The 11,979-nt window shown below is 68.9% G+C and carries 12 protein-coding genes; 8 read left to right on the plus strand and 4 right to left on the minus strand.

The features are described 5' to 3' along the window. The first annotated feature begins 82 nt into the window (after positions 1–82). A complete protein-coding gene (locus tag ACSFA2_RS06300) occupies positions 83–778 on the plus strand; it encodes a response regulator (RefSeq protein ID WP_435454464.1) in 696 nt (231 codons plus the stop codon). Continuing rightward, complete coding sequence (locus ACSFA2_RS06305; RefSeq protein ID WP_435454465.1) at positions 744–2,723, plus strand: sensor histidine kinase; 1,980 nt, start codon at positions 744–746, stop codon at positions 2,721–2,723. Before ACSFA2_RS06300 ends, ACSFA2_RS06305 begins: the two co-directional genes overlap by 35 nt. A gap of 21 nt (positions 2,724–2,744) precedes the next feature. On the opposite strand, the gene ACSFA2_RS06310 is transcribed toward ACSFA2_RS06305, so the two are convergent. Genes ACSFA2_RS06310 through ACSFA2_RS06325 form a run of 4 tightly spaced genes read right to left on the minus strand, consistent with a single transcriptional unit; the run spans position 2,745 to position 6,828 of the window. Beyond that, positions 2,745–3,785, minus strand: coding sequence for a VWA domain-containing protein (locus ACSFA2_RS06310; RefSeq protein ID WP_435454466.1), 1,041 nt, complete (start codon positions 3,783–3,785; stop codon positions 2,745–2,747). A 28-nt stretch (positions 3,786–3,813) separates the two neighbouring features. After that, positions 3,814–4,809: a DUF58 domain-containing protein gene (locus ACSFA2_RS06315; protein WP_435454467.1), complete on the minus strand. Its 996-nt coding sequence runs from the start codon at positions 4,807–4,809 to the stop codon at positions 3,814–3,816. Then, positions 4,790–5,803 carry an AAA family ATPase gene (locus tag ACSFA2_RS06320; protein WP_435454468.1) on the minus strand — a complete coding sequence of 338 codons (1,014 nt, stop codon included), beginning with the start codon at positions 5,801–5,803 and terminating at the stop codon, positions 4,790–4,792. The genes ACSFA2_RS06315 and ACSFA2_RS06320 overlap by 20 nt, the downstream gene beginning before the upstream one ends. A gap of 44 nt (positions 5,804–5,847) precedes the next feature. Continuing rightward, on the minus strand, positions 5,848–6,828 hold the full coding sequence (locus tag ACSFA2_RS06325; RefSeq protein WP_435454469.1) for a S1C family serine protease: 981 nt from the start codon (positions 6,826–6,828) through the stop codon (positions 5,848–5,850). A gap of 88 nt (positions 6,829–6,916) precedes the next feature. Here ACSFA2_RS06325 and ACSFA2_RS06330 point away from each other — a divergent pair, with 88 nt between their 5' ends. The 6 genes from ACSFA2_RS06330 (at position 6,917) to ACSFA2_RS06355 (ending at position 11,973) form a co-directional block, all read left to right on the plus strand. Continuing rightward, positions 6,917–7,777: a TatD family hydrolase gene (locus ACSFA2_RS06330; protein ID WP_435454470.1), complete on the plus strand. Its 861-nt coding sequence runs from the start codon at positions 6,917–6,919 to the stop codon at positions 7,775–7,777. A gap of 123 nt (positions 7,778–7,900) precedes the next feature. Continuing rightward, positions 7,901–8,251 (plus strand): hypothetical protein, encoded by a 351-nt coding sequence (locus ACSFA2_RS06335; protein WP_435454471.1) that lies wholly within the window; start codon positions 7,901–7,903, stop codon positions 8,249–8,251. 97 nt (positions 8,252–8,348) lie between these two features. Then, positions 8,349–8,846: a DNA-deoxyinosine glycosylase gene (locus tag ACSFA2_RS06340; RefSeq protein WP_435454472.1), complete on the plus strand. Its 498-nt coding sequence runs from the start codon at positions 8,349–8,351 to the stop codon at positions 8,844–8,846. Beyond that, positions 8,846–9,598, plus strand: coding sequence for a class I SAM-dependent methyltransferase (locus ACSFA2_RS06345; RefSeq protein WP_435454473.1), 753 nt, complete (start codon positions 8,846–8,848; stop codon positions 9,596–9,598). Before ACSFA2_RS06340 ends, ACSFA2_RS06345 begins: the two co-directional genes overlap by 1 nt. Further along, positions 9,595–11,379: a type IV pilus assembly ATPase TfpB gene (tfpB, locus tag ACSFA2_RS06350; RefSeq protein ID WP_435454474.1), complete on the plus strand. Its 1,785-nt coding sequence runs from the start codon at positions 9,595–9,597 to the stop codon at positions 11,377–11,379. Before ACSFA2_RS06345 ends, tfpB begins: the two co-directional genes overlap by 4 nt. Before the next feature lie 105 nt (positions 11,380–11,484). Further along, positions 11,485–11,973 (plus strand): tripartite tricarboxylate transporter TctB family protein, encoded by a 489-nt coding sequence (locus tag ACSFA2_RS06355; RefSeq protein WP_435454475.1) that lies wholly within the window; start codon positions 11,485–11,487, stop codon positions 11,971–11,973. Positions 11,974–11,979 lie beyond the last annotated feature (6 nt).

Genomic DNA, 11,979 nt, shown 5'->3' on the forward strand with positions numbered 1-11,979 from the left:
CGCTACGCGATTTGTTCACAATCGCTCACAATCGCGGCCTCCGTCACTGCACGCGCCTCCGGGCGTCTCGCGCCCGCACGCCATGCCGCAGTCCCTGCTGTCCCCGGTGATCCAGGTGGCCCTGGTGGAGGACGATCCGTCCTTCGAACAGGCCTTTGCGACGGCGATCGAAGCGGCGCCCGACATGAGGCTGGCCGGTGTCGCCCGCAACTGCCGCCAGGCGCGTGAACTGCTGGAACGGCCGTCGGCGCAGGTGCTGCTGGTCGACCTCGGCCTGCCCGACGGGCCGGGCATCGACCTCATCCGCATGGCGCAGTACCGCTGGCCGACCTGCCACGTGATGGTCAGCACGGTCTTTGGCGACGAGGCGCACGTGATGCAGAGCCTGGAGGCCGGCGCCACCGGCTACCTGCTCAAGGACAGCGCACCCGAGCGCATCACCGACGGCATCCGCATCGTGCACGCCGGCGGCAGCCCGATCAGCCCGCTGATCGCCCGCCAGTTGCTCACGCGCTTTCGCCATGTACTGACGCGCGAGAACGAGGTGGCGCCGCCCTCACAGGCCGTGCAGGCTGCCCAGTCGCTGCTCTCGCCACGCGAGCGCCAGGTGCTCGAATACATCGCCAAGGGCTTCAGCTACGAAGAGATCGGCGGGCTGATGGGCGTGTCGCGCAACACGGTGCTGAGCTTCGTTCGCCGCATCTACGCCAAGCTCGAAGTGCGTTCGCAGCTCGAGGCGATCCATGAAGCCCGCAGCCAGGGCCTGCTGGCGCGCTAGCCTCGCGTTGGCCGCAGCGGCCGTGTTGGCCTGCGGCTGCGCGGCGTCCCGTGACGGCGAGGAAGCGTCGTCGCTGCACCTGGCCGAAGCCCGCGTGCTGGTGCAGCCCGGCGGCTCGCTCACGGTGCCGCAGCCGTCGCAGCTCGACGCCGACGTGCCGGTCGGCGACTGGCGGTCCGTGACGCTGCCGCACACCTGGCCGCGGGCGGTGATCCCGCAAGGCGGCGAGGCCGACCAGGCCACGCAGACGACCTGGGTCGCCTTCGACCTCGACCGGCATCTCGACCGTCACCTCGGCAGTGCCGGCACCGTGCCGCGCGGCGCCTACTTCTACCTGCCGCGCTGGCAGACCATCGGCCGCATCGCCGTGTACGCCGACGATCGCCTGATCTACCGCTCGACCGGCGACCTGGTGTGGAACGGCTTCAACCACCCGCTGTGGCTGCCGATCGATGCCGATGGTGGTGCGCCGCCGCACACGCTGCTGCTGCGCATCGACAGCGTGGCGAGCGCCGGCGGTGCGGTGTCGAGCGCCTGGGTTGGCCCGGCGGCCGCGCTGGAACCGCAGTTCCAGCTGCGGCGCCTGCTGCAGGCGCGCATTTCCGAGGTCATGAGCGTCGCCGTGATGGGCCTGGGCCTGTTCGCACTGGTGGTGTGGCTGCGGCGGCGGCACGAGCGCGTGTACCTGCTGTTCGCGCTCTACACGCTGTTCATGGTGCTGCGCGGGCTGCACTACCACATGGGCCTCGAGCCGCTGCCCATTCCCACCGCCTGGTTCGGCTGGATGACGGTCAACGCGGTCAACGCGCTGCTCGTGACCTGGTACTTCTTCGTTGCCACGCTGGTGCCGCAGGCGCCGCGCTGGCCGGGCCGCGCGCTGCTGGGCCTGATGCTGCTGGCCTGCCTCGTCACCTTGCCGGTGCTGTCGGCCTATCCGTGGATCGACGCGCTGGCGCCGCTGTCGTACCTCGTCACCATCCTGTCGGCGGTGCCGGCCGTGCTGATGATGGCGTGGGCCGCTTGGCGGAACGGCTCGCGCGAAGGTGTCCTCGCGTCCTGCGTCGGCGTGATCGACCTGCCGGTGGCGGTGCACGACTGGCTCATGCAGAACTACTGGGCCAGCCCGGAGGACCTGTACCTCTGGCCGGTCTCGACGACGGCGCGGCTGCTGGTCTTCATCTACATCATCCTGCAGCGCTATGTCGGCGCGGTCGAAGAGGTGGAGCGGGCCAATGTGCGGCTGGCGCACCGCCTGCGCGAGCGCGAAGCCGAGCTGGCCGTGAGCTATGGCCAGCTGCGCGAGGTACAGCAGCGCGAGACGCTCACGCGCGAGCGCCAGCGCCTGATGCAGGACATCCACGACGGCATGGGCTCGCAGCTGATGAGCGCGCTGAAGGTGGCGGAGTCGGGCCGCCTGAGCGAGTCGCAGATGACGGGGGTGCTGCGCGAGTGCATCGACGACCTGCGGCTGACCGTCGATTCGCTCGAACCGGTGGAGGCCGACCTGCTGCTCCTGCTGGCGACCCTGCGCTATCGCCTGACGCCGCGGCTCGAAGGCTCCGGCCTGGCCCTGCGCTGGGAGGTGGCCGACGTGCCGCCGCTCGAATGGCTCGACCCGCGCAGCGCGCTGCATGTGCTGCGCATCCTGCAGGAAGGCATCGCGAACGTGATCCGGCATGCGCGCGCGACCGAGTTGCGCGTGGGCACCGGCCTGGCGGAGGGCGGTGTGGTCGTGCATCTGCAGGACAACGGCCAGGGCTTCGCGTCGCCCCCCGACGGCGAGGCGGGCAAGGGGCTGTCGAACATGCGGCGCCGCGCGCGTGCGATCGGCGGCGAGGTGACATGGGAGGCGCTCGCCGGCGGCACGCGCTTCGTCCTGTGGCTCCCGCTGGTGCAGGGTGCGAGCCGGGAGGCACCTCGACCTCTTCAGGCCGCCGTCGATTAGCCACCGTCCCGTTCAGGCGCGTCAGAGGATCCGGTTGAACCAGAACAGCGACAGACCCGCGGACAGCAAGGCCAGCAGCGCGGCGCCCAGGGCGAAGAGCGCGGAGACCTCGGTCTCCTTCTTCTCGACCGTGAGGCGCGAGCTCAGCGTGTCATAGACCTTCTTCAGGTCGGCCGCGGTGCCGGCGTAGAAGTACTCGCCGGAGGTCTTGTTGGCCACGGCCTTCAACGTTTCTTCGTCGAGCCGCACGCGCATCGACCAGCCCTCGAAGCCGATGGTCTCGCCGTCGACCGTGCCGATGCCCACCGTGTACACGCGCACGCCGCGGTCGGCCGCCACCTTGGCCGCGTCGAGCGGGTCGACGCCGGTGGTGCGCTGGCCGTCGGTCAGCATGATGATCGCGGCCGAGGTGTACGAGCCCGGCGCCACCGGCGTGAACTCGGGCGCGGGCGCCTTGCCGGCCTGCTCGATCGGCACGCCGCGCTGGCGGCTCTGCGGGCCGAAGTTGGAGATGTCGATGCCGGCCTGCGGGAACAGCGTGGCGAGCGACACCACGATCGCGTTGCCCGTCGCCGTGGCGCGCTGCAGCTGGAAGGCGTCGATCGCGGTGACCAGGTCGTCGCGGTTGACGGTGGGCAATTGCGCCACCTGCGCGCTGCCGGCGAAGGCCACGATGCCGACCTTCACGGTGCGCGGCAGGTCCTTGATGAAGGCCTTGGCGGCCTCCTGCGCCGCGACCAGGCGGTTGGGCAGCACGTCGGTGGCGCGCATGCTGCCGGACACGTCCATCGCCAGGATGATGGTCTGCTGGTTCGACGGCAGCACCACCACCGCCATCGGCCGCGCGGCGGCGACGAGCATCGCCACCATCGCCAGCAGGAAGAGCAGGGGCGGGATGTGCCGCTTCATGCTTTGCCCGGCGCCCATCGCTTCGCGCACGATCGAGAGGCTCGCGTAGCGCAGCGCCAGCTTCTTCTTGCGCCGCATCAGCCACACGTACAGCAGCACCAGCAGGGGCACGGCGGTCAGCAGCCAGAGGAACTGGGGCCACAGGAAATTCATGGGGCGCTCCCGGATGTCGTCGCTGAGGTCATGCGGCCACCGCCTTTCGCTGCGCACCGCCGGTGCGGAACCGGCGCTTGCGCAGGTCGGCGAAGCGCAGGATGGCCGCGGCCAGGTCGTCGTCGGTGGAAAGTTCGAGCGTGTCGACGCCGGCCTTGGACAGCGTGGCGCGCAGCGTGGCTTCGCGCTCGGCGGCGATGCGCGCGAAGCGTTTGCGGAAGCCCGCGTCGTGCGTGTCGACCCACAGCTGCTCGCCGGTCTCGGCGTCGCGCAGCGGCACCAGGCCGAGGTCGGGCAGTTCGATCTCGAGCGGGTCGAACAGCCGCACCGCGATCACCTCGTGGCGCTGCGTCAACTGCGCCAGTGGTTTCTCCCAACCTGGCTCGGTGAGGAAGTCGGACACCACGAAGACGGTCGAGCGGCGCGGCATCAGCACCGCGGCGGACTTCAGCAGGTCGGACAGCCGGGTCATGCCCTGCGTCGGCTTGCCCTCGACCGACCGCTTGTCCATGGCGTGCAGCAGGCGCAGCACATGGGGCCGGCCGCTGCGCGGCGGGATCACCGCCTCGAGGTCGTTGCCGTAGACCAGCGCGCCGACACGGTTGCCGTGCCGCGTGAGCAGCCGTGCCAGCACGCCAACGAAGCCCTGGGAAATCTCGCGCTTGGCCTTCAGGCCCGAGCCGAAGTCCACCGAGCGGCTCAGGTCGAGCACGAACCAGGCGGCCATCTCGCGGTCTTCGGTGTAGACGCGCACGTGCGGCACCTGCAACCGTGCGGTCACGTTCCAGTCGATGTGGCGCACGTCGTCGTGGTGCTGGTACTCGCGCAGGTCGGCCAGGTCGAGCCCGGTGCCGCGCATCAGCGTGCGGTAGTCGCCCTGCAGCAGGCCGTCGAGCCGGCGGATGACGGTCCATTCGAGCCGGCGCAGCACGCGCTCGGCGGCACCCGCGGCCGTCTCCGCCACGGCAGCGACCTGCGCGTCGTTGGCGGCGCGCGCGCGCTTGCTAGGCCACCAGCTTTTCATGCTCGAGAGGTTTCGGAGGGGCGGGTATGGCCTTCATGATCTTCTCGATCAAGCCGTCGGCGGTGAGCCCTTCGGACAGGCCTTCGTACGACAGCGTCACGCGGTGGCGCAACACGTCGGGCACCAGCGCCGTCATGTCCTCCGGCAGCGCGTAGCTGCGGCCGCGCAGCAGAGCCAGTGCGCGGGCGCCTTCTGTCAGGTTGATGCTGGCGCGCGGGCTGGCGCCGAAGGTGATGAAGCGGCGCATGTCCTTCAGGCCGTGCTTCTCGGGCGTGCGCGTGGCCGACACCAGCTTCACCGCATACTGGATGAGGGAAGGGTCGACGTACACGCGCCGGGCCTCGGCCTGCAGCGCGGCGAGCTGGTCGGTGGTGGCCACCGTCGCCGCCTGCACTGGCGGGCCGATCACGCGCTGGACGATGACGAATTCCTCTTCGTCGGTCGGGTAGTCGACCAGCACCTTCATCATGAAGCGGTCGACCTGCGCCTCGGGCAGCGGGTAAGTGCCCTCGGTCTCGATCGGGTTCTGCGTCGCCATCACGAGGAAGGGGCGCGGCACCTTGTGCGTCTCGCCGGCGATGGTCACCTGGCGTTCCTGCATCACCTCGAGCAGCGCGCTCTGCACCTTGGCCGGCGCGCGGTTGATTTCGTCGGCCAGCAGCAGGTTGGCGAACACCGGACCGAGTGCGGTGGAGAAGTCGCCGGTTTTCTGGTTGTAGATGCGCGTGCCCACCAGGTCGGCCGGCACCAGGTCGGGCGTGAACTGGATGCGCTTGAACTGCCCGCTCACGGTGTCGGCCAGCGTCTTGATGGTGAGCGTCTTCGCGAGACCCGGCACGCCTTCGACCAGCAGGTGACCGCCGGCCAGCATGGCGACCATCACGCGTTCGAGGAAGCGGTCCTGGCCGACCACGACGCGCTTGACCTCATAGAGGATCTGCTCCATCAGCTCGGCCGTGGCGGGCGAATTCGTCGGCGGTGTCTCGAAGCTCATGGGCGTGCTTTCGTGAAGGAGGAGGAAGGGCCGTTGGTCGAAGGTCAGAACGGTGGCGAGCCCAGTGCCGAGGCGGCGTTCTCGATGGGCACGGCGAAGCCGATGCCGATGAAGGTGCGCTGTTGCGTGGGGTTGAGGATGGCCGTGACGATGCCGAGCACCTCGCCGTTCATGTTGACGAGCGGGCCGCCCGAATTGCCCGGGTTGGCTGCCGCGTCGAACTGGATCAGGTTGCCCAGCTCCTGCTTGCCTTCCGGCGAGCGGAACGAGCGCTTGAGGCCCGACACGACACCGGCCGACACGGAAGGGCCGATGCCGAAGGGGAAGCCGACCGCGGCGACCTGGTCGCCCGACTGCAGGTCGGCGGTGGAGGTCATGGTCGCGGCGATCAGGTCGTCTGGAATCTTCTTCGCCTGCAGCACGGCCAAGTCGTTCTCGGGCTGCACGCCGGTGATGGTGGCCACCGCCTCCAGCCCGTCGGAGAAGGTGACTCGGATGGTTTCCGAGCCGGCGACGACATGCAGGTTGGTGAGGATCACGCCCTTGTCGACGATCACCACGCCGGTGCCCACGCCGCGCTCCACCTCGGTGCCGGGCGGCGGATCCGCTTCGGGTGCCTTGCCGCGCGCCATGTTTCGCCCGCGCTTCTCGGTCTTGGCCTCGGGCGTCGCGCGCTCGGTACCATAGCCCACCACGCGCACCACGGAGGGCCGGATGATGGCGGCGGCCCGCGTGGCCTGGGAGGGAAGGACGTTGGTCTGCAGCGTGCGCAGCACGGCGGCGTCGATGTCCTTCTGGGTAAGTGCATGCCCGGCCTGCCGAGGCCAGAGCGCAGCGCCCCCACCGGCCAGGGCGAGCACCAGCACCAGCAGCCCCGCGAAGGACTTCCGACCAGGCTGCCACTTCGCTGGTGCGGTGCTTGGCACGTCCGGCGGCGCACCGGCGGCGGGCGCATCCCCCTCTCGGGGCTCGTCGGCGTCTTTCGACGCTTGCGGCGAGCGGCTGTAAATACCAGTCCTGCGCATCGGCACCTCCGGGCAAAGAGTGACGTGTCAAAGAATTCACGGTAGCACGCTTTGTGCCGCCTTGCATGGCTTCGGGCATCATGGCCCGATGACCGGTTTCATCGATACACACTGTCACCTGGATGCCCCGGAATTCGGCGATGAAAGGGCGGCCGTCCGATTGCGCGCAGACGCTGCCGGCGTCGCGCTCTGCGTGATCCCCGCAGTCGCTGTCTTCAACTTCGCGACGGTTCGCACGTTGGCGCAGGCGCAGGGCGACGCCTATGCGCTGGGCATTCATCCGCTGTGCACGGGCGAAGCGCAGGAGGAAGACCTGCAGACGCTCGATGCCGAGCTGACAGCGCGCCGCGACGACCCGCGCCTGGTGGCCGTGGGCGAGATCGGGCTGGACTACTTCGTGCCCGATCTCGACGGGCCGAAGCAGGCGCATTTCTTCCACACGCAGTTGCAGCTCGCCCGCGCGCACGACCTGCCGGTGATCATCCATGTGCGTCGTTCGGTCGACCAGGTGCTCAAGCACCTGCGCCAGGTCGGTGCGGGGCGTCCATGGCGGGGCATCGCGCACGCCTTCAACGGCAGCGAGCAACAGGCCAAGGCCTGCATCGACCTCGGGCTCAAGCTGGGCTTCGGCGGCACCGTGACCTTCGACCGAGCGCTGCAGGTGCGCCGGCTGGCCACGTCGCTGCCGCTCGATGCGATCGTCATGGAAACCGATGCGCCGGACATCCAGCCGCACTGGCTCTACCGCACGCAGGAGGAGCGCCAGGCGGGCGCGGCACAGGGCCGCAATGAGCCGGCCGAGCTGCCGCGCATCGCCGCCGTGCTGGCGAAATTGCGCGGCATCACGACGGAAGAACTGGCGCTCGCCAGCACCTGCAACGCACGGGAAGCACTGCCTCGCTTGTCGTCGTTGTTGTCGCCGTCAGGTCGTGGTCAGGCCGGCGTGTAGGCCGACATCCCGTCGTCGAAAAAAGCTGCGCACCCACGTGATCGCTGTCATCCGCGCCGTCGCATCAGCCGTTGTCCGATCAGTGCGGCATAACCGTAACTACAACGCAACAAGGAGCTTTCCATGACCTCGTCCCTCTTCCGTTCCATCCCCGCCGTTCTGGCGTTGGGCATCGCCTCCATCGGTTTCTCCGCCGCCGCGCAAACGCCGGCACCGGCTCCGGCCGTGGCCCCTGCCACCGCACCTGCGCCGACCGCGACCGAGAAGGTCAAGACCGGCACCAAGAAGGCGTACAACGCCACCAAGCGCACCGCCAAGAAGGCCGGTCACGCCACGGCCAATGGTGCTAAGAAGGCGGGCGGCGCGGTCGCCGGCGTTGGCCACAAGACGGCCGATGGCATGCGCAGCGCCGGCCACAAGATCGGTGAGAAGATCCCCGGCACCGCCGAGAATGAAGCCGCCAAGAAGCCCTGATCCTGCGACCGGCATCGACCGGGACGCACCCTCGAAGAACCCGCCGCGGCGGGTTTTTTCTCGTGTGCCTTCCGGTGCCGCGCTCCTCGAGGGCCTGGTGCCCATCGTTTCGACGCAGACGGTGGTGCTGGTGCTGGGCAGCTTCCCGAGCGAGCGCTCGCTGGCGGAGGGGCGCTACTATGCCCATCCGCAGAACCATTTCTGGAAGATCTTGCAAGCTCTCTGGCCCGCCCATCCCCTGCCGCCGGGCACCGCATCCGCCGAACGCGCCGACTGGTTGACGCAACGGGGCCTCGGCCTGTGGGACGTCTATGGCAGCTGCCAGCGCGAGGGCAGCCTCGACACGTCGATCCGCGACGCGGCGCTCAACGATTTCGCAACCCTCGATGTGCCGAGGCTCGCGGCCATCGCGCACAACGGCGCCGAGAGCTTCCGCCATGCGCCCCAGGTGATCGACGCCCTGCGCGACAGCGGCCACGGCGTGCTGCCGGCCTACAAGCTGCCGTCCACCAGCCCCGCGCATGCGGCGATGTCGTTCGATCGCAAGTGCGAGGCCTGGCATGACGTGTTCGCACGGCACGGGCTGGTCGCGTGATGGCGGCGCGCACGCCGGCCCTGCCCGAGGTCAACTTCTCCGACTGGGGCGACATCCGCTACCTGCACCTCGGCACGGAGTGGGTGCAGGGCTCGATGAAGCTCGACGCGCCCTTCGAGATCGAGCTGGAATACGTGCAGCGCATGATGGCCTGGCTGCTCTTCGTCGAGCCGTCGAGCGTCATGAACCGGCATGCGATGCAGCTGGGCCTGGGTGCGGCCACGCTCACCAAGTTCAGCCGCAAGCAACTGCGCATGCGCACGACGGCCGTCGAGCTCAACCCGCAGGTCGTCGTGGCCTGTCGCGGCTGGTTCAAGCTGCCGGCCGACGACGCCAAGCTGCGCGTGGTGCTGGCCGATGCCGGCACCGAGATCCGCAAAGCCGAGTGGCAAGCCACGGTCGATGCGCTGCAGGTTGACCTGTACGACCACGAGGCCGCCGCGCCGGTGCTCGACAGCGAGTCTTTCTACGCCGATTGCCGCGGGCTGCTGACCGAGGACGGCTGCATGACGGTCAACCTGTTCGGCCGCTCGTCGAGCTACGAACGCAGCTTGGAGAAGATCGCCGCCGCCTTCGGCACCGAGGCCGTCTGGGCCTTCAAGCCGACGCGCGAGGGCAACACCGTCGTGCTGGCGCAGCGCACGCCGACGAGGCCGAAGCGCGACGCACTTGCCGAGCGCGCGCAGACCATCCAGACTCGCTGGGGTCTGCCGGCCCCCAAATGGCTGCGCGTCTTCAAACCCCTGTCATGAGCGTCGTTTCGCCACCCGCTGCTGCGTCCCGCTACGAAGGCCCGCTCGATCTGCGCCTGCTGATCGAGTGGCTCGCCGCCGACGGCGTCATCTCGCCGCACGAGGCCAAGCGCACCATCGCGCGCTGCGCGCAGGCCGAGAGCCGGCAGGCGCCGCTGATCCGGCTGGCCAATGTGGCGATGACGCGCGAGCGGGACGGCAAGCCGCTCGACCTGGAGATGCTGACCGAATGGCTGGCCGGGCGCGCCGCGCTGCAGTACCTGCGCATCGACCCGCTGAAGGTCGACGTGGGCAAGGTGGCCGACACCATGAGCGCGGCCTACGCCGAGCGCCACAAGGTGCTGCCGGTGCAGGTGACGCCCAGCGAAGTGGTGGTGGCCACGGCCGAACCCTTCCTCACCGACTGGATCTCGGAGGTCGAGCGCCAGTCGCGCCGCGCGGTGCGCCGCGTGGTGGCCAACCCGGCCGACATTCAGCGCTACACGGCGGAGTTCTTCGCGCTGGCCAAGTCGGTGCGGGCGGCGCAGAAGGCCGGCGGCAACGCGGGCGGCGCGAGTTTCGAGCAGCTGGTCGAACTCGGCAAGAGCAACAAGCAGCTCGACGCCAACGACCAGAGCGTGGTGCAGGTGGTCGACTGGCTGTGGCAGTACGCCTTCGACCAGCGTGCCAGCGACATCCACCTCGAGCCGCGGCGTGAGCAGGGCGTGGTGCGTTTTCGCATCGACGGCGTGCTGCACCCGGCCTACCAGATGCCCATGGGCGTGATGAACGCGATGGTCGCGCGCATCAAGCTCTTGGGCCGCATGGACGTGGTCGAGAAGCGCCGGCCGCTCGACGGCCGCATCAAGACCCGCAACATGCGCGGCGACGAGGTCGAGATGCGCCTGTCGACGCTGCCCACCGCCTTCGGCGAGAAGATGGTGATGCGGATCTTCGACCCCGACACGGCGGTGAAGGACCTCGACGCGCTGGGCTTCGCGCAGCACGATGCCACGCGCTGGGAGCAGCTCGTCACACGGCCGCACGGCATCATTCTGGTGACCGGGCCGACCGGCTCGGGCAAGACAACGACGCTGTACTCCACGCTCAAGCGGGTGGCGACCGAGGAAGTCAACGTCAGCACCATCGAGGACCCGATCGAGATGATCGAGCCGTCCTTCAACCAGACGCAGGTGCAGCCGCAGCTGGACTTCGGCTTCACCGAGGGCCTGCGCGCGTTGATGCGGCAGGACCCGGACATCATCATGGTCGGCGAAATCCGCGACCTCGCCACCGCCGACATGGCGGTGCAGGCGGCGCTCACCGGCCACCTGGTGTTCAGCACGCTGCACACCAACGACGCACCCAGCGCCATCACGCGGCTGATGGAATTGGGCGTGCCGTCGTACCTGATCAACGCCGTGATGCTGGGCGTGCTGGCGCAGCGGCTGGTGCGCACGCTGTGCCCGCTGTGCAAGCAGCCCGACGAATCGGTCACGCGCGAGAAGCTCGCCGAATTCGTCGCGCCCTGGCAGATCACCGGCTCGGTGCGCGCCTACCGGCCGGTGGGTTGCGTGGACTGCCGCATGACCGGCTACATGGGGCGCATGGGCCTTTACGAACTGCTCAGCATCAGCGAGGAGTTCAAGGCGCGCGTGAACAAGGAGCCCAACCTCAGCGCCCTGCGCCGCCAGGCCGTCACCGACGGCATGCGCCCGCTGCGGCTCGCCGGCGCGCTGCGCGTGGCCGAAGGCGTGACGACCATCGAGGAAGTCCTGAGCGCCACGCCCCCTCTGGAGTAGTCGACCCGGGGGTAACCCTAAGCCTCCGCTAGGTGGAATCCACATCGACCTGACGGGACCCTGACCACACAATCGGCCGTTCGAATTTTTTCGAGGAGATTGTTCGTGAAAATCAAAAGTCAGAAGGACTTCTTTGCCGGGCTGATGTTCGCCATCGTCGGCATCGCCTTCGCATGGGGTGCGACGACCTACAACGTGGGCTCCGGTGCGCGCATGGGACCGGGCTACTTCCCGATGATGCTGGGCATCGTGCTGGCCGTCCTCGGCCTCGTGGTGATCTTCAGCGCGCTCACCATCGAGACGGTCGACGGCGACCCGATCGGCAAGATCGCCTGGAAGCCCCTGGGCTTCATCATCGGCGCCAACCTGATCTTCGGTGTGCTGCTCGGCGGCGTCGTGTCGTGGGGCCTGCCCGCCATGGGCCTGATCGCCGCGATCTACGCACTGGTGCTCATCGCCGGTCTGGCCGGGGAGCAGTACAGCTTCAAGGCCAGCCTGATCCTTGCCACGATCCTCGCGATCGGCAGCTACCTCGCCTTCGTGGTCGCACTCAAGCTGCAGTTCCAGGTCTGGCCCACCTTCATTTCGGGCTGAGACACA

It is taken from the genome of Variovorax cryoconiti (assembly GCF_051216395.1).
Taxonomy (GTDB): Bacteria; Pseudomonadota; Gammaproteobacteria; order Burkholderiales; family Burkholderiaceae_C; genus Variovorax.